General features: G+C 56.6%; 19 protein-coding genes and 1 pseudogene. 16 read left to right on the top strand and 4 right to left on the bottom strand.

Going from position 1 to position 21,286, the window contains the following annotated elements:
• The 3 genes from thrB to V4835_RS20185 all read left to right on the top strand — a co-directional run bounded on the left by thrB (position 1) and on the right by V4835_RS20185 (position 2,819).
• Entirely contained in the window at positions 1 to 930 is a 930-nt protein-coding gene (gene thrB / locus V4835_RS20195) for a homoserine kinase (protein WP_063143304.1), read from the top strand.
• Between the two features lie 3 nt (positions 931 to 933).
• A complete protein-coding gene (thrC, locus tag V4835_RS20190; protein WP_159515485.1) occupies positions 934 to 2,220 on the top strand; it encodes a threonine synthase in 1,287 nt (428 codons plus the stop codon).
• A gap of 296 nt (positions 2,221 to 2,516) precedes the next feature.
• Positions 2,517 to 2,819 (top strand): DUF2502 domain-containing protein, encoded by a 303-nt coding sequence (locus tag V4835_RS20185; RefSeq protein ID WP_331413442.1) that lies wholly within the window; start codon positions 2,517 to 2,519, stop codon positions 2,817 to 2,819.
• A 32-nt stretch (positions 2,820 to 2,851) separates the two neighbouring features.
• Here V4835_RS20185 and yaaA read toward each other — a convergent pair whose 3' ends face one another.
• Positions 2,852 to 3,622: a peroxide stress protein YaaA gene (yaaA, locus tag V4835_RS20180; protein WP_331413440.1), complete on the bottom strand. Its 771-nt coding sequence runs from the start codon at positions 3,620 to 3,622 to the stop codon at positions 2,852 to 2,854.
• A gap of 66 nt (positions 3,623 to 3,688) precedes the next feature.
• The gene (locus V4835_RS20175) at positions 3,689 to 5,119 is read right to left on the bottom strand and encodes an alanine/glycine:cation symporter family protein (RefSeq protein WP_121932470.1); all 1,431 of its coding nucleotides are present in this window, start codon (positions 5,117 to 5,119) and stop codon (positions 3,689 to 3,691) included.
• 262 nt (positions 5,120 to 5,381) lie between these two features.
• On the opposite strand from V4835_RS20175, the gene tal reads away from it, so the two are divergent.
• From tal to V4835_RS20160, 3 genes are all read left to right on the top strand, one after another.
• Positions 5,382 to 6,335 carry a transaldolase gene (gene tal, locus V4835_RS20170; RefSeq protein WP_023334458.1) on the top strand — a complete coding sequence of 318 codons (954 nt, stop codon included), beginning with the start codon at positions 5,382 to 5,384 and terminating at the stop codon, positions 6,333 to 6,335.
• Between the two features lie 110 nt (positions 6,336 to 6,445).
• Positions 6,446 to 7,033 carry a molybdopterin adenylyltransferase gene (mog, locus tag V4835_RS20165; protein WP_023310343.1) on the top strand — a complete coding sequence of 196 codons (588 nt, stop codon included), beginning with the start codon at positions 6,446 to 6,448 and terminating at the stop codon, positions 7,031 to 7,033.
• A gap of 122 nt (positions 7,034 to 7,155) precedes the next feature.
• Entirely contained in the window at positions 7,156 to 8,478 is a 1,323-nt protein-coding gene (locus V4835_RS20160) for an MFS transporter (protein ID WP_331413435.1), read from the top strand.
• Here V4835_RS20160 and satP read toward each other — a convergent pair.
• Entirely contained in the window at positions 8,455 to 9,021 is a 567-nt protein-coding gene (gene satP, locus V4835_RS20155) for an acetate uptake transporter (RefSeq protein WP_331413433.1), read from the bottom strand. The two genes, V4835_RS20160 and satP, sit on opposite strands and share 24 nt — an antisense overlap.
• A 296-nt stretch (positions 9,022 to 9,317) precedes the next feature.
• Between satP and dnaK the strand changes: the two genes are divergently transcribed.
• The 4 genes from dnaK to nhaR all read left to right on the top strand — a co-directional run bounded on the left by dnaK (position 9,318) and on the right by nhaR (position 14,770).
• Positions 9,318 to 11,231 carry a molecular chaperone DnaK gene (dnaK, locus tag V4835_RS20150; protein ID WP_331413431.1) on the top strand — a complete coding sequence of 638 codons (1,914 nt, stop codon included), beginning with the start codon at positions 9,318 to 9,320 and terminating at the stop codon, positions 11,229 to 11,231.
• 87 nt (positions 11,232 to 11,318) lie between these two features.
• Complete coding sequence (gene dnaJ, locus V4835_RS20145; protein ID WP_023310347.1) at positions 11,319 to 12,464, top strand: molecular chaperone DnaJ; 1,146 nt, start codon at positions 11,319 to 11,321, stop codon at positions 12,462 to 12,464.
• A gap of 172 nt (positions 12,465 to 12,636) precedes the next feature.
• A complete protein-coding gene (gene nhaA / locus V4835_RS20140; RefSeq protein ID WP_331413430.1) occupies positions 12,637 to 13,812 on the top strand; it encodes a Na+/H+ antiporter NhaA in 1,176 nt (391 codons plus the stop codon).
• A gap of 58 nt (positions 13,813 to 13,870) precedes the next feature.
• Entirely contained in the window at positions 13,871 to 14,770 is a 900-nt protein-coding gene (gene nhaR / locus V4835_RS20135) for a transcriptional activator NhaR (protein ID WP_331413428.1), read from the top strand.
• Between the two features lie 57 nt (positions 14,771 to 14,827).
• Here the strand turns inward: nhaR and rpsT are convergent, their stop codons facing one another.
• Positions 14,828 to 15,091, bottom strand: coding sequence for a 30S ribosomal protein S20 (gene rpsT / locus V4835_RS20130; RefSeq protein WP_003856458.1), 264 nt, complete (start codon positions 15,089 to 15,091; stop codon positions 14,828 to 14,830).
• Between the two features lie 101 nt (positions 15,092 to 15,192).
• On the opposite strand from rpsT, the pseudogene V4835_RS20125 reads away from it, so the two are divergent.
• From V4835_RS20125 to ispH, 6 genes and pseudogenes are all read left to right on the top strand, one after another.
• A pseudogene (locus V4835_RS20125) lies at positions 15,193 to 15,411 on the top strand (DUF2575 domain-containing protein).
• A gap of 7 nt (positions 15,412 to 15,418) precedes the next feature.
• On the top strand, positions 15,419 to 16,345 hold the full coding sequence (gene ribF / locus V4835_RS20120; RefSeq protein ID WP_032644021.1) for a bifunctional riboflavin kinase/FAD synthetase: 927 nt from the start codon (positions 15,419 to 15,421) through the stop codon (positions 16,343 to 16,345).
• 45 nt (positions 16,346 to 16,390) lie between these two features.
• A complete protein-coding gene (gene ileS / locus V4835_RS20115) occupies positions 16,391 to 19,207 on the top strand; it encodes an isoleucine--tRNA ligase (protein WP_331413425.1) in 2,817 nt (938 codons plus the stop codon).
• Positions 19,207 to 19,707: a signal peptidase II gene (gene lspA, locus V4835_RS20110; RefSeq protein WP_063143316.1), complete on the top strand. Its 501-nt coding sequence runs from the start codon at positions 19,207 to 19,209 to the stop codon at positions 19,705 to 19,707. Before ileS ends, lspA begins: the two co-directional genes overlap by 1 nt.
• 117 nt (positions 19,708 to 19,824) lie before the next feature.
• Positions 19,825 to 20,274 (top strand): FKBP-type peptidyl-prolyl cis-trans isomerase, encoded by a 450-nt coding sequence (fkpB, locus tag V4835_RS20105; protein WP_003856450.1) that lies wholly within the window; start codon positions 19,825 to 19,827, stop codon positions 20,272 to 20,274.
• Between the two features lies 1 nt (position 20,275).
• Positions 20,276 to 21,226 carry a 4-hydroxy-3-methylbut-2-enyl diphosphate reductase gene (ispH, locus tag V4835_RS20100; RefSeq protein WP_063143317.1) on the top strand — a complete coding sequence of 317 codons (951 nt, stop codon included), beginning with the start codon at positions 20,276 to 20,278 and terminating at the stop codon, positions 21,224 to 21,226.
• The last annotated feature ends 60 nt before the right edge of the window (positions 21,227 to 21,286 follow it).

The raw sequence follows: 21,286 nt of genomic DNA, 5'->3' as shown, positions 1-21,286 counted from the left end.
ATGGTCAAAGTTTATGCCCCGGCTTCCAGCGCGAATATGAGCGTCGGATTTGACGTGCTGGGTGCGGCGGTGACGCCGGTGGATGGTTCGCTGCTGGGCGATACGGTCACAGTGGAAGCGGCAGACAGCTTCAGCCTGAATAACGTGGGCCGCTTCGCCAGCAAACTGCCGTCCGAGCCGCGCGAAAATATCGTCTATCAGTGCTGGGAACGCTTCTGTCAGGAAATTGGTAAAAACGTGCCGGTCGCCATGACGCTGGAAAAAAGCATGCCGATTGGCTCGGGACTGGGTTCCAGCGCCTGCTCGGTGGTCGCCGCGCTGGTGGCGATGAACGAGCACTGCGGCAAGCCGCTGAACAACAACCGCCTGCTGGGGTTAATGGGCGAGCTGGAAGGGCGCATCTCCGGCAGTATTCACTATGACAACGTGGCGCCGTGCTTCCTCGGCGGCATGCAGCTGATGATCGAAGAAAATGGCATCATCAGCCAGCAGGTGCCAGGGTTTGATGAGTGGCTGTGGGTGCTGGCCTATCCGGGCATTAAGGTCTCTACCGCGGAAGCGCGTGCGATCCTGCCCGCGCAGTATCGTCGTCAGGACTGTATCGCCCACGGACGTCATCTGGCGGGCTTTATCCACGCCTGCTATACCCGTCAGCCGCAGCTGGCGGCCAAACTGATGAAGGACGTCATTGCCGAGCCGTACCGCACGAAGCTGCTGCCTGGCTTTAACGAGGCGCGACAGGCAGCGATGGATATCGGCGCGCAGGCGTGCGGCATCTCTGGCTCCGGCCCGACGCTGTTCGCCCTGTGCGACAAGCCTGACACCGCGCAGCGCGTGGCGGACTGGCTCTCTAAACACTACCTGCAAAATCAGGAAGGCTTTGTTCATATTTGCCGTCTGGACACGGCTGGCGCACGAGTACTGGGATAATTAATGAAACTCTATAACCTTAAAGATCATAACGAGCAGGTCAGCTTCGCGCAGGCGGTAACTCAGGGGCTGGGCAAAAACCAGGGGCTGTTCTTCCCGCATGACCTGCCGGAATTTCAGCTGACCGACATCGACGAGCTGCTGAAGCAGGACTTTGTCACCCGCAGCACCAAAATTCTGTCGGCGTTTATCGGTGACGAAATCCCGCAGGAGCTGCTGGAAGAGCGCGTGCGTGCGGCCTTCGCTTTCCCGGCGCCGGTGAAGCAGGTTGAGCCTGACGTTGGCTGCCTGGAGCTGTTCCACGGCCCAACCCTGGCGTTTAAAGACTTCGGCGGCCGCTTTATGGCGCAGATGCTGACCCACATCAGCGGCGACAAACCGGTGACCATCCTGACCGCAACCTCCGGCGATACCGGGGCGGCGGTGGCACACGCGTTCTACGGCCTGAAAAACGTCCGCGTGGTGATCCTCTATCCGAAAGGCAAAATCAGCCCGCTGCAGGAAAAACTGTTCTGTACGCTCGGCGGCAACATTGAAACCGTGGCAATTGACGGCGATTTTGATGCCTGCCAGGCGCTGGTCAAGCAGGCCTTCGACGACGAAGAGCTGAAGGTGGCCCTGGGTCTGAACTCCGCCAACTCCATCAACATCAGCCGTCTGCTGGCGCAGATCTGCTACTACTTCGAAGCGGTGGCGCAGCTGCCGCAGGAAGCGCGCAACCAGCTGGTGATCTCCGTGCCGAGCGGTAACTTCGGTGACCTGACGGCGGGCCTGCTGGCGAAATCCCTGGGTCTGCCGGTGAAACGCTTTATCGCCGCCACCAACGCCAACGACACCGTGCCGCGCTTCCTGAAAGACGGGAAGTGGGCGCCGAACGCCACGCAGGCGACGCTCTCTAATGCGATGGATGTGTCGCAGCCGAACAACTGGCCGCGCGTGGAAGAGCTGTTCCGCCGTAAAATCTGGCGTCTGGGTGACCTGGGCTACGCCGCGGTGACGGATGAAACCACCAAAGCGACCATGCGCGAGCTGAAGGCGGTGGGGTATACCTCTGAACCGCACGCGGCGATTGCCTACCGCGCGCTGCGCGACCAGCTTAACCCGGGTGAATACGGCCTGTTCCTGGGCACCGCGCATCCGGCGAAGTTCAAAGAGAGCGTGGAAGCGATCCTGGGCGAAACGCTGCCGCTGCCGAAAGAGCTGGCCGAGCGTGCCGACCTGCCGCTGCTGTCTCATGAACTGCCGGCAGACTTTGCCGCGCTGCGTAAGCTGATGATGGCTCGAGCGTGATTTTTTGCCCGGTGGCGGCTTCGCCTTACCGGGCCTACAACGACGCACTCATCGTAGGCCCGGTAAGGCGAAGCGCCACCCGGCAACAGCAGCACTCAACCGAGGCCGGGTAAGGCGTAGCCGCCACCCGGCTTTTTTGTGAAGAAATTAAGGAGAAATAAAGCAGGAAAAAAGCAGAAATTCCCAATAAATGCGGTCACTTAGCGTTTAGGATTGCAGAGAATAACATCCCCCGTTCCCCTCGCGTAATCTCCTTACATCGGCCCACGTTGGGCAAGAAGAATAAGGAGTCACCTGTGTCTACACTGAAACCTGTACTCATCGCGCTATCACTGATGCTGGTCGCCCCCATGGCGGTTCAGGCATCTGAAATTACCCTCGTACCTGCGGTAAAACTGCAGATTGGCGACCAGGATAACAACGGGCATTACTGGGACGGCGGCCGCTGGCGCGACCACGACTGGTGGAAAGCGCACTATGACTGGCGTGATAACCACTGGCGTCCACATGATGAGCATCGTAAACATGACAATCGCCATGATGACCATCACCACGATGACCACCGCGACGATCGCGGCCCGGACTGGAAACACCATTAATGCAAAACCCCGCCTGCTGGCGGGGTTTGTTTTTACTGCTGGCGCTTAAACACCAGCTCGCCTTTCCCTGACGACGCCTCGTCAAAGAAATAGCCTTCGCTGTTAAAGGCGGTCAGCTGCTCCGGCTTCGTCAGGCGGTTCTGGATGATGTAGCGGCTCATCAGGCCGCGCGCTTTCTTGGCGTAGAAGCTGATCACCTTGAACTTGCCGTTCTTCTCGTCGAGGAAGACCGGTTTGATAATCTCCGCATCCAGCTTTTTCGGCTTCACGGACTTGTAGTATTCGTCGGATGCCAGGTTAATCACCACGTTATCGCCCTGAGCGCGCAGCGCCGCGTTCAGCTTGTCGGTAATGATATCGCCCCAGAAATGATACAGGTCTTTGCCCTGGGCGTTTTCCAGGCGAATACCCATCTCCAGACGATACGGCTGCATCAGGTCCAGCGGGCGCAGTACGCCGTACAGGCCCGACAGCATGCGCAGATGCTGCTGGGCAAAATCGAAATCGGCTTCGCTAAAATCTTCCGCCTGCAGGCCGGTATAGACATCGCCTTTAAACGCCAGAATCGCCTGACGGGCGTTAGCCGGGGTGAAATCCGGGTGCCACTCGTGAAAGCGGGTCGCGTTAAGATCGGCCAGCTTGTCGCTGATGCTCATCAGCGAGGCGATTTGCGGCGCAGAGAGCTTACGCGCTTCGCGGATCAGCTGTTGCGAGTAGTCCAGCAGTTCAGGCTGGGTATAGCGCTCGGTGGCGAGCGGGCTCTGGTAGTCGAGCGTTTTTGCAGGTGAAATCAGAATCAGCATATCCAGTCCTTGCAGGAAATTTAGAGCGACTTTAGCAAAAAATCGCCCTGAATTGATCGATAGCTGTTATTGCCGCGGCAAATCATCCCACGTGCCGGGGGCAAGCTGCGCCTTAATGTCGGGATAGCGGGCGGGATCAAATACCGGCGGAACGCCGAGTTTGCGCTGACGCAGATAGTCTCTGGCAATCAGGGTCACAACGGGCGAGAGCAGCAGGATCGCCGTGAGGTTAGTGATCGCCATCAGCGCCATAATGATATCGGCCAGCTGCCAGACCAGCGGCATACTGAGCAGGGAGCCTGCTATCACCATCAGTATAACCCCCAGGCGCAGGGTTCCGATTGCAGCGCGGGAGTCGAGCTTCAGGAAAATAAGGTTATTTTCGGCGTAGAGGTAATTCACCACTATTGAGCTGAAGGCAAACAGGATCAGGATGAGCGAGACAAACCCTGCACCCCAGCCGCCGGTCAGGTTCACCAGCGCCTGCTGGAGAAGCTGTATCCCGGCGGTTCCCGACGAATGCGGTACGGGGCCTGCCAGCAGCAAAATCATGGCGCTGGCGGAACAGATGATAATGGTATCGGTGAAGACGCCAATCATCTGCACAATGCCCTGTGCGGCCGGGTGCGGGGGCCAGGAAGAGGCGGCGGCTGCCGCGTTGGGGGTTGACCCCATACCGGCTTCATTGGAGAACATACCCCGCTGAAAACCCGCCATCAGCGCCTGGCTGAAGGTGTAGCCCAGCGCCCCGGAGGCCACCTCGCGCCAGCCAAAAGCGCTTTTGACGATGGTCGCAATCACGCCCGGCACCAGGTCGATATGTAGTGCGGCGACGAACAGACTCGCGGCAACCCAGAGCAGCGCCATAATGGGAACCAGCCACTGCATCAGGCGGGCGATGCCCTTAAGACCGGCAGAAATGGTGAGCAGAACGACGAGGGCTAAAGCAATACCAGCGACCCACTCCGGGCAGGAGAAGGCGTAGCTCAGGGCATTGGCGACAGAATTTGCCTGGACGGTATTAAAAATAAGACCGTACGCGAGCAGTAAAAAAAGCGAGAACAGGACGCCCATCCAGCGCATCCCTAAGCCACGCGCCATGTACCAGGCCGGACCACCGCGAAACTGACCGTTTTTATCTTTTTCTTTATAAAGCTGGGCGAGCGAACTTTCGGCAAAGGAGGTGGCCATTCCGAGTAGCGCCGTCACCCACATCCAGAAGACCGCGCCTGGCCCGCCCGCGCTGATGGCCAGCGCAACGCCCGCCAGATTGCCGCTGCCGAGCCGTGCCGCCAGGCTGGTACAGAGTGCCTGGAACGACGTTAATCCGCCCGGCTGGGGCGTAACGCTGTTTTTCAGACTTCTGCCAAACTTGCGAATATAACGAAACTGGATAAACCCACTGCGTAGCGTGAACCAAATACCTGCTCCCAGAAGCAGGTAAATCATTATCGAACCCCAGAGGACTTCGTTAATAAAGAAAAAGAAATCAGGCATTAACGTCCCTCTTGTTGATGCCAACGTGAATATGTAAGCGCTACCACTGATTGGGCATGCTGTTGCTTAGCAGCCTGTTAATCTTCCGAGTTTACCATACTCTGCCTAAGCGCACTGTCTGCGGTTGCGCTACCCCTCCGTCGTGTTATCATCAGGGCAGACCGGTTACATCCCCCTAACAAGTAAACCTGTCATTTTTCCGCTGCAGGCATGCTGTCGGTAGCGTGAATTATCCAGGGCACGTTAAAAGAGAAACACTATCATGACGGATAAATTGACCTCCCTTCGTCAGTTCACCACTGTCGTAGCTGACACCGGAGATATCGCGGCAATGAAGCTGTACCAGCCGCAGGATGCCACAACTAACCCTTCTCTGATCCTTAACGCCGCACAGATCCCTGAGTATCGCAAACTGATTGACGACGCAGTGACCTGGGCGAAAGCACAGAGCAACGACCGCGCGCAGCAGGTTGTGGATGCCACCGACAAACTGGCAGTGAACATCGGTCTGGAAATCCTGAAGCTGGTTCCTGGCCGTATCTCTACCGAAGTGGATGCGCGTCTCTCCTACGACACCGAAGCGTCTATCGCCAAAGCGAAACGTCTGATCAAAATGTACAACGACGCTGGCATCAGCAACGACCGTATCCTGATCAAACTGGCTTCTACCTGGCAGGGTATCCGCGCGGCAGAGCAGCTGGAAAAAGACGGTATCAACTGTAACCTGACCCTGCTGTTCTCCTTCGCGCAGGCGCGTGCATGTGCAGAAGCAGGCGTATACCTGATTTCTCCGTTCGTGGGCCGTATTCTGGACTGGTACAAAGCCAACACCGATAAGAAAGAGTACGCACCGGCTGAAGATCCAGGCGTGGTTTCTGTGACTGAAATCTACGAATACTACAAACAGCACGGCTATGAGACTGTGGTTATGGGCGCAAGCTTCCGTAACGTCGGTGAAATCATTGAGCTGGCTGGCTGTGACCGCCTGACCATCGCGCCTGCACTGCTGAAAGAGCTGGCTGAAAGCGAAGGTACCCTGGAGCGTAAACTGTCTTACACCGGTGAAGTGAAAGCACGCCCAGAGCGCATCACTGAATCCGAGTTCCTGTGGCAGCACAACCAGGATCCAATGGCGGTAGACAAACTGGCGGACGGTATCCGTAAGTTTGCTGTTGACCAGGGCAAACTGGAAAAAATGATCGGCGACCTGCTGTAATCATTCTGCGTGACCGGGCTCCCGGTCACGCGTCTTACCCCCGCCTCTGTCTGAATTTCCTCTCTGCGTGTATCATTCCCTTTAATCAGTACTTTTTGAATGGAATGGATATGAATACCTTACGCATCGGCTTAGTGTCGATTTCTGACCGCGCCTCCAGCGGTGTTTACCAGGATAAAGGCATCCCCGCACTGGAAGAGTGGCTTGGCAGCGCGCTGACCACCCCCTTTGACATTCAGACCCGCCTGATCCCTGACGAACAGCCGATCATCGAGCAGACGCTTTGCGAGCTGGTGGATGAGATGAGCTGCCACCTGGTGCTGACCACCGGGGGAACGGGGCCTGCCCGCCGCGACGTGACGCCTGACGCAACGCTGGCTATCGCCGATCGTGAAATGCCGGGCTTCGGCGAACAGATGCGCCAGATCAGTCTACACTTTGTTCCGACGGCCATTCTTTCCCGCCAGGTGGGGGTGATCCGCAAGCAGGCGTTGATCCTGAATCTGCCGGGGCAGCCGAAATCGATTAAAGAGACGCTGGAAGGGCTGAAAGCAGAAGATGGCAGCGTCCTCGTTCACGGCATCTTTGCAAGTGTACCATATTGTATACAGCTGCTTGACGGTCCCTATGTGGAAACCGATGAGAAAGTGGTAGCAGCTTTTCGTCCGAAAAACGCACGTCGCGAAACAATCTCCTGAAATTAATCAATATGTGACATTAGCTGAAGCGGCGATAGCGTGGTAAAGCTTTTACGGTATAGTAATTTTTTCTTTACGATTGCTGTAAAAATAAATCCACAACACACGCATAATGGTTCGCTATGTCACATAACACCCGACCTCTGAATCGACAGGACTACAAAACCCTCACGCTCGCGGCCCTAGGCGGCGCGCTGGAGTTTTACGACTTTATCATCTTCGTCTTCTTCGCCGCCGTGGTGGGAGAACTCTTCTTCCCGGCGGATATCCCGGAATGGCTGCGTCAGGTGCAAACCTTCGGCATTTTTGCCGCCGGGTATCTGGCGCGTCCGCTGGGCGGCATTATCATGGCCCACTTTGGCGATCTGGTCGGGCGCAAGAAGATGTTTACCCTTAGCATCCTGCTGATGGCCGTACCCACGCTGGCCATTGGTCTGCTGCCCACCTATGCCTCGATGGGCATCCTTGCTCCGCTGCTGCTGCTGCTGATGCGCGTCCTTCAGGGGGCGGCGATTGGCGGTGAAGTGCCGGGCGCGTGGGTGTTTGTCGCGGAGCATGTTCCGGCGCGCCGCATTGGTATCGCCTGCGGAACCCTAACGGCGGGGCTGACCGTCGGAATCCTGCTCGGCTCGGTGGTCGCAACGATTGTGAATACCAGCATGACGCAGCAGGCCGTGCACGACTGGGGCTGGCGTATTCCGTTCCTGCTGGGCGGGGCGTTTGGTCTGGTCGCGATGTACCTGCGCCGCTGGCTGCAGGAGACGCCGATTTTCCTCGAGATGCAGCAGCGCAAAGCGCTGGCGCAGGAGCTGCCGGTGAAGGCGGTCGTTGTACGCCATAAAAAAGCGGTAGTGGTGTCGATGCTGCTCACCTGGCTGCTCTCGGCGGGCATTGTGGTGGTAATACTGATGTCCCCGGTGTGGCTGCAAAAGCAGTACGGTTTCGCCCCTGCCGTGACGCTACAGGCGAACAGTATCGCGACAATCATGCTCTGCTTTGGCTGTCTGGCCGCTGGGCTGGCGGCAGATCGTTTCGGTGCCAGCATTACCTTTATCGTCGGCAGCGTGTTACTGGCCGCATCAAGCTGGGCGTTTTATCACCTGGCGGGCAGCCATCCTGAACAGCTGTTCCTGCTGTACGGCGTGGTAGGGCTGTGCGTGGGCGTCGTGGGTGCTGTGCCTTACGTCATGGTGCGAGCTTTCCCGCCGGAAGTTCGTTTCACCGGGATCTCGTTCTCTTACAACGTCTCATATGCCATTTTCGGCGGGCTGACGCCAATTGCCGTCACCGTGCTGATGGGCGTGTCGCCGATGGCGCCAGCCTGGTATGTACTCGCGCTCTCGCTGATGGGGCTGGTATTAGGATTTTGGCTGCGTCAGGCGGGGGGATGTCGGGCCCGCGGGGCGGGCACGACAGAGGGATCAGTGTTTTTCACCAATCGGTAGAATGGTGCGGTCAAACTGCTCGTTCAGCACTTCACCCATTGCGAGGTAGATAGCGCTTGCGCCGCAAACCAGACCAATCCAGCCTGCAACATGAACGATGCCTTCGTTATCCAGCAGGTGACCAATCGCCAGCAGGGCGAACAGTACGGTCAGGCTCAGGAAAACGAACTGCAGCATGCGGTTACCTTTCAGGGTACCGAAGAACATGAACAGGGTGAAGACGCCCCACAGACCCAGGTAAACGCCCAGGAAATGAGCGTTTGCCGCGTCTGCCATGCCCATTTTAGGCAGCAGCAGAATGGCAACCAGCGTCAGCCAGAAAGAACCGTAAGAGGTGAAGGCGGTTAAGCCGAAGGTGTTGCCTTTCTTATATTCCAGCAGGCCCGCGAAGATTTGCGCGATACCGCCGTAAAAAATGCCCATCGCCAGGATGATGCCATCCATCGGGAACATCCCGATATTGTGCAGGTTCAGCAGGATAGTGGTCATGCCAAAACCCATCAGGCCCAGCGGAGCCGGATTAGCCAACTTAGTGTTGCCCATAAGTCCTCAAAAAAATCATCATTAATATGGTGAAATGGTTAAACCCGCGTCAGTTCTCCCTGACTGGGCGCGGCATCATAATGGCCGCAATCGATGGCGTCTATGATCTCATCAGGGTGAAATTAAAATTTTTTTTATGCTTGCCCCTTGATGGATGCCGTCGCGACCCCATCTTGTAGTCAACCGCAGTGTGTGGACCTGAAAAAAATCAAATCTGGGCAGTTGAAAAAGCACGTTCTGCCCTTATTACAGGTACACAACCACATGTTGACTGAATTTTTAGTGGAGACGTTTAGATGGGTAAAATTATTGGTATCGACCTGGGTACTACCAACTCTTGTGTAGCGATTATGGATGGCACTACTGCACGCGTGCTGGAGAACGCCGAGGGCGATCGCACCACGCCTTCTATCATTGCTTATACCCAGGATGGTGAAACTCTGGTTGGTCAGCCGGCTAAACGTCAGGCAGTGACAAACCCGCAAAACACCCTGTTTGCGATTAAACGCCTGATCGGTCGCCGCTTCCAGGACGAAGAAGTTCAGCGTGACGTTTCCATCATGCCTTACAAAATCATCGCGGCAGATAACGGCGATGCATGGCTTGATGTGAAAGGCGCTAAAACTGCACCACCGCAGATTTCTGCTGAAGTGCTGAAAAAAATGAAGAAAACCGCTGAAGATTACCTGGGTGAGCCGGTAACTGAAGCTGTTATCACCGTACCTGCCTACTTCAACGATGCTCAGCGTCAGGCAACCAAAGATGCTGGCCGTATCGCAGGTCTGGAAGTAAAACGTATCATCAACGAACCAACCGCTGCTGCACTGGCTTACGGTCTGGATAAAGAAGTTGGCAACCGTACTATCGCGGTTTACGACCTGGGTGGTGGTACCTTCGATATCTCTATTATCGAAATCGACGAAGTTGACGGCGAAAAAACCTTCGAAGTTCTGGCAACCAACGGTGATACCCACCTGGGTGGTGAAGACTTCGATACCCGTCTGATCAACTACCTCGTTGACGAGTTCAAGAAAGATCAGGGCATTGACCTGCGTAACGACCCGCTGGCTATGCAGCGCCTGAAAGAAGCCGCTGAGAAAGCGAAGATCGAGCTGTCTTCCGCTCAGCAGACCGACGTGAACCTGCCGTACATCACTGCAGACGCGACCGGTCCTAAACACATGAACATTAAAGTGACCCGTGCGAAACTGGAAAGCCTGGTAGAAGACCTGGTGAACCGTTCTATCGAGCCGCTGAAAGTTGCTCTGCAGGACGCTGGCCTGTCCGTATCCGATATCCAGGACGTTATCCTGGTCGGTGGTCAGACCCGTATGCCAATGGTTCAGAAGAAAGTGGCTGAGTTCTTTGGTAAAGAGCCACGTAAAGACGTTAACCCGGACGAAGCGGTCGCAATCGGCGCTGCGGTTCAGGGTGGCGTACTGACCGGTGAAGTGAAAGACGTACTGCTGCTGGACGTTACCCCGCTGTCTCTGGGTATCGAAACCATGGGCGGTGTGATGACTGCGCTCATCAACAAAAACACCACCATCCCAACGAAACACAGCCAGGTGTTCTCTACCGCTGAAGACAACCAGTCTGCGGTAACCATCCATGTGATTCAGGGTGAGCGTAAGCGTGCGGCGGATAACAAATCTCTGGGTCAGTTCAACCTGGACGGTATTAACCCGGCACCGCGCGGCATGCCGCAGATCGAAGTGACCTTCGACATCGATGCTGACGGTATCCTGCACGTGTCTGCGAAAGACAAAAACAGCGGTAAAGAGCAGAAGATCACCATCAAGGCATCTTCTGGCCTGAACGAAGCGGAAATCGAAAAAATGGTTCGCGATGCCGAAGCTAACGCGGAATCCGACCGTAAGTTCGAAGAGCTGGTTCAGACCCGTAACCAGGGTGACCATCTGCTGCACAGCACCCGTAAGCAGGTTGAAGAAGCGGGCGATAAACTGCCAGCGGAAGACAAAACTGCTATCGAAGCTGCACTGAGTGCGCTGGAATCCTCACTGAAAGGTGAAGACAAAGCGGCCATCGAAGCGAAGATGCAGGAACTGGCGCAGGCTTCTCAGAAGCTGATGGAAATCGCTCAGCAGCAGCACGCTCAACAGCAGGCGGGCGCTGACGCTTCAGCGAACAACGCGAAAGACGACGACGTTGTCGACGCTGAGTTCGAAGAAGTTAAAGATAAAAAATAATCGCCCTGATGCAGGGTAATTAATCGGCACGGGCGTAGGAGAACTCTCCACGCCCGTGCTCGCATGTTAAGGGGCTTAAAAAAACCAATGGCAAAGCAAGACTATTACGAGATTTTAGGCGTTCCGAAAACTGCGGAAGAGCGTGAAATCAAAAAGGCGTATAAGCGCCTGGCCATGAAATTCCACCCGGACCGTAACCAGGGTGACAAAGAGGCTGAAGCCAAATTTAAAGAGATCAAAGAAGCCTACGAAGTCCTGACCGATGCACAAAAACGTGCGGCCTATGACCAGTACGGTCACGCAGCCTTTGAACAGGGCGGCATGGGCGGCGGTGGATTCGGTGGCGGCGGCTTTGGTGGCGGCGCTGACTTCAGCGATATCTTTGGCGATGTATTTGGCGACATCTTCGGCGGCGGCCGTGGTCGTCAGCGCGCGGCGCGCGGCGCGGACCTGCGCTACAACATGGAGCTGACGCTGGAAGAGGCCGTTCGCGGTGTCACCAAAGAGATCCGTATTCCGACGCTGGAAGAGTGTGACGTTTGCCACGGCAGCGGCGCGAAAGCGGGTACGCAGCCTCAGACCTGTCCAACCTGTCACGGCTCTGGTCAGGTACAGATGCGTCAGGGCTTCTTCGCGGTACAGCAGGCCTGTCCTCACTGTCACGGTCGCGGTACGCTGATTAAAGATCCGTGCACCAAATGCCACGGCCACGGTCGCGTTGAGAAAACCAAGACCCTGTCCGTTAAAATCCCGGCTGGCGTCGATACGGGCGACCGCATCCGTCTGGCGGGTGAAGGTGAAGCAGGGGAGCACGGCGCGCCGGCAGGCGATCTGTACGTTCAGGTGCAGGTGAAACAGCACGCTATCTTCGAGCGTGAAGGTAATAACCTGTACTGCGAAGTGCCGATCAACTTCGCGATGGCGGCACTGGGCGGTGAAATCGAAGTACCGACGCTGGATGGTCGCGTGAACCTGAAAGTGCCTGGCGAAACCCAGACCGGTAAGCTGTTCCGCATGCGCGGGAAAGGCGTTAAATCCGTTCGCGGTGGTGCGCAGGGTGACCTGCTGTGCCGCGTCGTCGTGGAAACGCCGGTTGGCCTGAACGACAAGCAGAAACAGCTGCTGAAAGAGCTGCAGGAGAGCTTTGGCGGCCCGACGGGTGAGAAAAACAGCCCGCGTTCCAAAAGCTTCTTCGATGGCGTCAAAAAATTCTTCGATGATTTGACCCGTTAATCTGTTCGCAGGTTTTCATCCGTAAAGGCCCGGAAGCGATTCCGGGCTTTTTCTATTTATGGGTATTGCTCGGTAAAACTGAATCTATACTCAATATTAATCTGTTTTTTCCGAGCTATCTGGCTTGGTATTATGGTTTTATCGAGGTATTGTTGTAACAGAGAGAATTAAAGTGAAATTACTACACCGTTTTTTTAGCAGTGAGGCGTCCGGCGGCGTGATCCTGATTATTGCCGCTGCGGCCGCGATGGTGCTGGCTAACCTTGGCATCACGCAGGAACTCTACCATGCATTTCTGGAAACGCCCGTTGAGCTGAAGGTCGGCGCGCTCGAAATTAACAAGAACATGCTGCTGTGGATCAACGATGCGCTGATGGCGGTGTTCTTCCTGCTCGTCGGGCTTGAGGTTAAGCGTGAGCTGGTACTGGGCTCGCTTGCCAGCCGCCAGCGCGCGGCGTTTCCGGTGATTGCCGCCCTCGGTGGGATGGTGGTGCCGGCGCTGCTCTTCCTGGCGTTCACCTGGCAGGATCCGATTGCACGTCACGGCTGGGCGATCCCGGCTGCGACGGATATCGCCTTTGCGCTCGGAGTGCTGGCACTGCTGGGAAGCCGCGTGCCGGTGGCCCTGAAAATCTTCCTGATGGCGCTGGCGATCATCGATGACCTGGGCGCCATTGTGATTATCGCGCTGTTCTACACCAGCGATCTGTCGATCCTGTCCCTGAGCGTGGCCGCTGGGGCGATTGCGGTGCTGGCGCTGTTGAACGTCTTCAATGTTCGCCGCATCGGTATCTATATCCTGGTGGGGATGGTGCTGTGGACGGCGGTGCTGAAATCGGGCGTGCACGCTACGCTGGCTGGTGTGATCGTCGGCTTCTTCGTGCCGCTTAAGCTGCAGGACGGCAAGTCGCCTGCCAAACAGCTGGAGCATGTGCTGCACCCGTGGGTCGCCTTTATGATCCTGCCGCTGTTTGCGTTCGCCAACGCGGGCGTTTCCCTCGGCGGCGTGACGCTGGACGGGCTGACGTCCGTGCTGCCACTGGGCATTATTGCCGGGCTGTTTATCGGTAAGCCGCTGGGCATTAGCCTCTTCTGCTGGCTGGCGACGAAGCTGAAGCTGGCGTCTTTGCCGCACGGCACCACGTTTAAGCAGATTATGGCCGTCGGCGTGCTGTGTGGCATCGGGTTTACGATGTCGATCTTTATCTCGACGCTGGCGTTTGGTGCGCATGCGCCTGAGCTTATCGTCTGGGCTAAACTCGGCATTCTTATCGGGTCATTATTGGCTGCGGTAATCGGTTATACCTTGTTGAAGGTGAAATTGTCCGGACAGGCCGTCCAGGCATAACGGAACACCGGGAGGAGGCGATCCTTCTCCCGATACACACTCAGGGAGAGAAGACGCGATGTCTCATTTAAATTACAACCATCTTTACTACTTCTGGCACGTCTATAAACAGGGCTCGGTGGTGGGGGCGGCAGAGGCGCTCTACCTGACGCCGCAAACCATCACCGGGCAAATCAAGGCCCTGGAAGAGCGCCTGCAGGGCAAGCTGTTCAAGCGTAAAGGGCGCGGTATTGAACCCAGCGAACTGGGCGAGCTGGTGTTTCGCTATGCGGACAAAATGTTCACCCTGAGCCAGGAGATGCTGGATATCGTCAACTACCGCAAAGAGTCGAACCTGCTCTTTGACGTGGGCGTGGCGGATGCGCTGTCGAAACGGCTGGTGAGCGGCGTGCTGGATGCGGCGGTGGTAGAAGATGAGCAAATCCATCTGCGCTGCTTTGAATCCACCCACGAGATGCTGCTGGAACAGCTGAGCCAGCACAAGCTGGACATGATTATCTCGGACTGCCCGATTGACTCCACCCAGCAGGAAGGGCTGTTCTCGGTGAAGATTGGCGAATGCGGCGTCAGCTTCTGGTGCATTAACCCGCCGCCGGAAAAACCGTTCCCCGCGTGCCTTGAAGAGCGCCGCCTGCTGGTGCCCGGAAGGCGTTCCATGCTCGGACGCAAGCTGCTGATCTGGTTTAACTCGCAGGGGCTAAAGGTAGAAATCCTCGGTGAGTTCGACGATGCGGCGCTGATGAAAGCCTTTGGCGAAGCGCATAACGCGATCTTCGTTGCGCCGACGCTGTACGCGCACGATCTCTATTCGGACGATAAGATTACGGAGATAGGCAGAGTGGATAACGTGATGGAGGAGTATCACGCCATATTTGCCGAAAGGATGATTCAGCACCCGGCGGTACAGCGAATCTGTAACCGTGACTACGCGGCGCTGTTTACGCCACCGGCAATCTGAAGGCATAAAAAAACCCGCGTTAAGCGGGTTCTTTAAACAAGCAACAACAAGTAGCGATTAAGCCAGTTTGTTGATCTGCGCGGTCAGGTTTGCTTTATGACGCGCTGCTTTGTTTTTGTGGATCAGACCTTTAGCAGCCTGACGATCCACGATTGGTTGCATTTCGTTAAATGCGTTCTGCGCTGCAGCTTTGTCGCCAGCTTCGATTGCTGCGTATACTTTCTTGATGAAAGTACGCATCATAGAGCGACGGCTTGCGTTGTGCTTACGAGCCTTTTCAGACTGAACGGCACGTTTCTTAGCTGATTTGATATTAGCCAAGTCCAACTCCCAAATATGTTCTATGTGGACAATTCAAAGGCCGAGGAATATGCCCTCTTTGCCTTCTTTTGTCAATGGATTTGTGCAAATAAGCGCCGTTAATTAGCGACGCTACGTTACGTAGTGATGGCGCAGGATTCTACCAGCTTGTCTTCCCTGAATACAGCCTTTCGGCATAAAAATCGCAGTTCACGAGCAGATTTTTTCGCTGCGAAAGGTCAGCCTGATGAAATCATTACGGCTTTCTGTTTTGCGCGAACAATCGCCGGTTAACCTTAACCGCTGTACAAGGTATACTTTGGCGATTTTCACTGTTTTGAGCCAGACATGAAGCTGATACGCGGCATACATAATCTCAGCAGCGCGCCACACGGGTGCGTGCTGACCATTGGTAATTTCGACGGCGTGCATCGTGGTCATCAGGCGCTGTTGCAGGGATTGCGTAAAGAAGGGGAGGCCCGTGGCCTGCCCGTTGTAGTGATGATTTTCGAGCCGCAGCCGCTGGAGCTGTTCGCGGGCGATAAATCTCCCGCCCGCCTCACCCGCCTGCGCGAGAAGTTGCGCTATCTGGCGGAGTCCGGCGTTGACTATGTATTGTGTGTGCGTTTCGACCGTCGCTTTGCCGCACTGACAGCACAAAATTTCGTCAGCGACCTTCTGGTTAAGCGTCTTGGCGTGCAGTTTCTCGCCGTGGGCGATGATTTCCGCTTTGGCGCTGGTCGTCAGGGCGATTTCTTGCTATTACAGAAGGCTGGTCTGGAGTACGGATTTGACGTCACCAGCGCGATGACCTTCTGCGAAGGCGGCGTGCGCGTCAGCAGCACGGCGGTTCGTCGGGCGCTGGCCGATGACGAACTGGATACGGCGGAAACCCTGCTGGGGCATCCGTTCACTATCTCTGGCCGCGTGGTCCATGGCGATGCGCTGGGCCGCACGATAGGCTTCCCGACGGCGAATATACCGCTGCGTCGTCAGGTTTCCCCGGTTAAAGGGGTGTATGCGGTGGAAGTGGCAGGACTGGGCGATAAGCCGTTTTACGGCGTCGCCAACATTGGCACGCGTCCGACCGTCGCCGGTGTGCGTCAACAGCTAGAAGTGCACCTGCTGGACGTTGTAATGGACCTGTATGGTCGCCATATAGATGTGATACTGCGTAAAAAAATACGCAACGAGCAGCGATTTGGTTCGCTGGATGAACTAAAAGCGCAAATTGCGCGAGATGAATTGACGGCCCGCGAGTTTTTTGGGCTTTGAACCCGGCTTAACTGCCTACGTGATAAATACGGAACCGAGAATCTGATGAGTGACTATAAATCAACCCTGAATTTGCCGGAAACAGGGTTCCCGATGCGCGGCGATCTCGCCAAGCGCGAACCGGGAATGCTGGCGCGTTGGACCGATGATGACCTGTACGGCATCATTCGTGCAGCCAAAAAAGGCAAAAAATCCTTCATTCTGCATGATGGCCCTCCATATGCGAATGGCAGCATTCATATTGGTCACTCGGTTAACAAGATTCTGAAAGACATTATCGTGAAGTCCAAAGGCCTCACGGGATATGACTCGCCTTACGTTCCGGGCTGGGACTGCCACGGTCTGCCAATCGAGCTGAAAGTAGAGCAGGAGTTCGGCAAGCCGGGTGAGAAGTTCACCGCCGCCGAGTTCCGTGCGAAGTGCCGCGAATACGCCGCGACGCAGGTTGACGGTCAGCGCGCTGACTTCATCCGTCTGGGCGTGCTGGGCGACTGGTCGCACCCGTACCTGACCATGGACTTCAAAACTGAAGCCAACATCATCCGTGCGCTGGGTAAAATCATCGGTAACGGCCACCTGCACAAAGGCGCTAAGCCGGTGCACTGGTGCGTGGACTGCCGCTCTGCGCTGGCAGAAGCGGAAGTGGAGTATTACGACAAAACCTCTCCATCTATTGACGTGGCGTTCCATGCCGTCGATCAGGATGCGGTGAAGGCCAAATTTGGCGTGTCGTCCGTTAACGGCCCAATCTCGCTGGTTATCTGGACCACCACCCCGTGGACCCTGCCAGCCAACCGCGCGATCTCCCTGTCCGGTGAGTTCGAATACGCGCTGGTTCAGGTTGAAGGTCAGGCGGTTATCCTGGCGAAAGATCTGGTTGAGAGCGTGCTGAAGCGCGCGCATATCAGCGACTACACCGTGCTGGGCACTGTGAAAGGTGATGCGCTGGAGCTGATGCGCTTCAAACACCCGTTCCTGGACTTCGACGTTCCGGCGATCCTGGGCGACCACGTTACGCTGGAAGCGGGTACCGGTGCGGTACATACCGCCGGTGGCCACGGCCCTGACGACTACAACATCAGCCTGAAGTACGGTCTGGAAATTGCTAACCCGGTTGGCCCGGACGGCTCTTACCTGCCTGGCACCTACCCGGCGCTGGACGGTATCAACGTCTTCAAAGCGAACGACATCATCGTCGACATGCTGCGCACCAGCGGCGCGCTACTGCACGTTGAAAAAATGCAGCACAGCTATCCGTGCTGCTGGCGTCACAAGACCCCGATCATCTTCCGTGCGACCCCGCAGTGGTTCATCAGCATGGATCAGAAAGGCCTGCGCGAGCAGTCTCTGAAAGAGATCAAAGGCGTGCAGTGGATCCCTGACTGGGGCCAGGCGCGTATTGAATCCATGGTGGCTAACCGTCCTGACTGGTGTATCTCCCGTCAGCGTACCTGGGGCGTGCCGATGTCTCTGTTCGTACATAAAGAGACGCAGGAGCTGCACCCGAACACCCTGGAACTGATGGAAGAAGTGGCGAAGCGCGTCGAAGTTGACGGCATTCAGGCGTGGTGGGATCTCGACTCCCGCGACATCCTGGGCGCTGACGCAGACAGCTACGAGAAAGTGCCGGATACCCTGGACGTGTGGTTCGACTCCGGGTCTACCCACTCCTCCGTGGTTGACGTGCGTCCGGAGTTTGCCGGTCACGCTGCCGATATGTATCTGGAAGGGTCTGACCAACACCGCGGCTGGTTCATGTCATCGCTGATGATCTCCACCGCCATGAAGGGTAAAGCGCCTTACCGTCAGGTACTGACTCACGGCTTCACCGTGGATGGTCAGGGCCGTAAGATGTCCAAATCTATCGGTAACACCGTTTCTCCGCAGGATGTGATGAACAAGCTGGGTGCAGACATTCTGCGTCTGTGGGTGGCTTCCACCGACTACACCGGCGAAATGGCGGTGTCTGACGAGATCCTGAAGCGTGCCGCCGACAGCTATCGTCGTATCCGTAACACCGCGCGCTTCCTGCTGGCGAACCTGAACGGGTTCGATCCGGCAAAAGACATGGTGAAACCGGAAGAGATGGTGGTGCTGGACCGCTGGGCGGTAGGCTGCGCGAAAGCGGCGCAGGACGATATCCTGAAAGCCTATGAGTCTTACGACTTCCACGAAGTGGTGCAGCGCCTGATGCGCTTCTGCTCCATCGAGATGGGCTCGTTCTACCTCGACATCATCAAAGACCGCCAGTACACCGCGAAAGCGGACAGCGTGGCGCGTCGTAGCTGCCAGACCGCGCTGTTCCACATCGCAGAAGCGCTGGTGCGCTGGATGGCGCCGATCATGTCCTTCACCGCGGATGAAATCTGGGGCTACCTGCCGGGCGACCGTGAGAAGTATGTCTTCACGGGCGAGTGGTACGAAGGTCTGTTCGATCTCTCCAGCACCGAAGCGATGAACGATGCCTTCTGGGACGAACTGCTGAAAGTGCGTGGCGAAGTGAACAAGGTTATCGAGCAGGCGCGTGCAGACAAGAAAGTCGGCGGCTCTCTGGAAGCGGCAGTCACCCTGTACGCCGAACCGGAGCTGGCGGCGAAGCTGACGGCGCTGGGCGATGAATTGCGATTTGTCCTGTTGACCTCCGGTGCGAAAGTTGCGGATTATGCCGATGCTTCTGCTGATGCTCAGCAGAGCGAACTGCTCAAAGGACTGAAAGTCGCGCTGAGCAAAGCCGACGGTGAGAAATGCCCGCGCTGCTGGCATTACACCACCGATGTTGGCCAGGTGGCGGAACACGCAGACATCTGCGGACGCTGTGTAAGCAACGTCGCCGGTGACGGCGAAAAACGTAAGTTTGCCTGATGAGTAAAACTCTCTGTTCAACAGGACTGCGCTGGCTGTGGCTGGTTGTGGTGGTGCTGATTATCGATCTGGGCAGCAAGTTCCTGATCCTCCAGAATTTCGCTCTGGGGGATACGGTCCCGCTGTTCCCGTCGCTTAACCTGCACTACGCGCGCAACTACGGCGCAGCGTTTAGTTTCCTTGCCGACAGCGGTGGCTGGCAGCGCTGGTTCTTTGCGGGTATCGCTCTCGGTATCTGCGTGATCCTGGCGGTGCTGATGTACCGCTCGAAGGCCACGCAAAAGCTGAATAACATCGCCTACGCGCTGATCATTGGCGGCGCGCTGGGCAACCTGTTTGACCGCCTGTGGCACGGCTTTGTGGTCGATATGATCGACTTCTACGTCGGCGACTGGCACTTCGCGACCTTTAACCTGGCAGACACCGCAATTTGCGTAGGCGCCGCGTTAATCGTGCTGGAAGGCTTCTTGCCGAAACCGGCCGCGAAAGAGCAGGCTTAATTGTCAATGCCGGGTGGCGCTGCGCTTACCCGGCCTACAGAATTTGTGGCCTCCCGTAGGCCCGGTAAGCGCAGCGCCACCGGGCAACAGGTGACCCAAAACAAGCGAGCAATTTGCATGTCTAAATCCGTACAGAGCAACAGCGCGGTTCTCGTTCACTTCACGCTGAAGCTGGATGACGGCTCCACGGCCGAATCCACCCGCAACAACGGCAAACCGGCCCTGTTTCGCCTCGGGGATACCTCGCTGTCTGAAGGTCTTGAGCAGCAGCTTCTCGGTCTGAAAGAGGGTGAGAAAAAAGCCTTTTCGCTGGAGCCGGATGCCGCGTTTGGCGTGCCAAGCCCGGACCTGATCCAGTATTTCTCGCGCCGCGAGTTTATGGACGCGGGTGAACCGGAAATCGGGGCGATTATGCTCTTTACCGCTATGGACGGCAGCGAAATGCCTGGCGTGATCCGCGAAATCAACGGCGACTCGATTACCGTTGATTTCAACCATCCGCTCGCCGGGCGTACCGTTCATTTTGATGTTGAAGTGCTGGAAATCGATCCTGCACTGGAGGCCTGAAATGCAGATCCTGTTGGCTAACCCGCGCGGCTTTTGCGCCGGTGTAGACCGCGCTATCAGCATTGTTGAAAACGCGCTGGAGATTTACGGCGCGCCGATTTATGTGCGTCACGAAGTGGTGCATAACCGCTACGTGGTCGACAGCCTGCGCGAGCGCGGCGCTATCTTTATTGAGCAGATCGGCGAAGTGCCGGACGGTGCGATCCTTATCTTCTCCGCGCACGGCGTCTCGCAGGCGGTACGCAACGAGGCGAAAAGCCGCGATCTGACCGTATTCGATGCCACCTGTCCTTTGGTGACAAAAGTGCATATGGAAGTGGCGCGCGCCAGCCGTCGCGGTGAAGAGTCGATTCTGATTGGCCATGCCGGTCATCCGGAGGTAGAAGGCACCATGGGCCAGTACAGTAACCCGGAAGGGGGCATGTATCTGGTCGAGTCGCCTGAAGATGTCTTTACGCTGAACGTGAAAAATGAAGCCCGCCTGTCGTTTATGACCCAGACGACGCTCTCCGTAGACGATACCTCAGACGTGATTGACGCCCTGCGTCAGCGCTTCCCGAAAATCGTCGGTCCACGTAAGGATGATATCTGCTACGCGACCACTAACCGTCAGGAAGCGGTGCGCGCGCTGGCTGAACAGGCGGACGTGGTGCTGGTGGTCGGCTCCAAAAACTCCTCTAACTCCAACCGTCTGGCCGAACTGGCGCAACGCATGGGTAAAATGGCTTTCCTGATTGATGACGCGTCGGATATTCAGGAAGCGTGGGTTAAGCACGCGGCCTGTGTCGGCGTGACGGCCGGGGCGTCTGCGCCAGATATTCTGGTACAGAACGTCATTTCCCGTCTGCAGGAGCTGGGCGGTGGCGAAGCGGTGCCGCTGGAAGGACGTGAAGAGAACATCGTTTTCGAAGTCCCGAAAGAACTGCGCATCGACGCCCGCGAAGTCGAATAGTCCTTTTTCTGATGAAAGGCCAGCACCTCCTGTGCTGGCCTTTTTTTTACCCGTTACTTT

It is taken from the genome of Enterobacter cloacae complex sp. CARB60, from assembly GCF_036487345.1.
Classification (GTDB): Bacteria; Pseudomonadota; Gammaproteobacteria; order Enterobacterales; family Enterobacteriaceae; genus Enterobacter; species Enterobacter asburiae_D.
Note: the sequence above shows the minus strand (reverse complement) of the source record. Positions and strands in the feature narration are given on the sequence as shown.

Bases quoted from the DNA above. Each gene is read 5' to 3' on its own strand.
- dnaJ (WP_023310347.1), top strand. From the start codon at position 11,319: ATGGCAAAGCAAGACTATTACGAGATTTTAGGCGTTCCGAAAACTGCG.
- ileS (WP_331413425.1), top strand. From the start codon at position 16,391: ATGAGTGACTATAAATCAACCCTGAATTTGCCGGAAACAGGGTTCCCG.
- lspA (WP_063143316.1), top strand. From the start codon at position 19,207: ATGAGTAAAACTCTCTGTTCAACAGGACTGCGCTGGCTGTGGCTGGTT.
- yaaA (WP_331413440.1), bottom strand. From the start codon at position 3,622: ATGCTGATTCTGATTTCACCTGCAAAAACGCTCGACTACCAGAGCCCG.
- ispH (WP_063143317.1), top strand. From the start codon at position 20,276: ATGCAGATCCTGTTGGCTAACCCGCGCGGCTTTTGCGCCGGTGTAGAC.
- V4835_RS20175 (WP_121932470.1), bottom strand. From the start codon at position 5,119: ATGCCTGATTTCTTTTTCTTTATTAACGAAGTCCTCTGGGGTTCGATA.
- fkpB (WP_003856450.1), top strand. From the start codon at position 19,825: ATGTCTAAATCCGTACAGAGCAACAGCGCGGTTCTCGTTCACTTCACG.
- nhaR (WP_331413428.1), top strand. From the start codon at position 13,871: ATGTCTCATTTAAATTACAACCATCTTTACTACTTCTGGCACGTCTAT.
- thrC (WP_159515485.1), top strand. From the start codon at position 934: ATGAAACTCTATAACCTTAAAGATCATAACGAGCAGGTCAGCTTCGCG.
- ribF (WP_032644021.1), top strand. From the start codon at position 15,419: ATGAAGCTGATACGCGGCATACATAATCTCAGCAGCGCGCCACACGGG.
- mog (WP_023310343.1), top strand. From the start codon at position 6,446: ATGAATACCTTACGCATCGGCTTAGTGTCGATTTCTGACCGCGCCTCC.
- thrB (WP_063143304.1), top strand. From the start codon at position 1: ATGGTCAAAGTTTATGCCCCGGCTTCCAGCGCGAATATGAGCGTCGGA.
- tal (WP_023334458.1), top strand. From the start codon at position 5,382: ATGACGGATAAATTGACCTCCCTTCGTCAGTTCACCACTGTCGTAGCT.
- satP (WP_331413433.1), bottom strand. From the start codon at position 9,021: ATGGGCAACACTAAGTTGGCTAATCCGGCTCCGCTGGGCCTGATGGGT.
- dnaK (WP_331413431.1), top strand. From the start codon at position 9,318: ATGGGTAAAATTATTGGTATCGACCTGGGTACTACCAACTCTTGTGTA.
- V4835_RS20160 (WP_331413435.1), top strand. From the start codon at position 7,156: ATGTCACATAACACCCGACCTCTGAATCGACAGGACTACAAAACCCTC.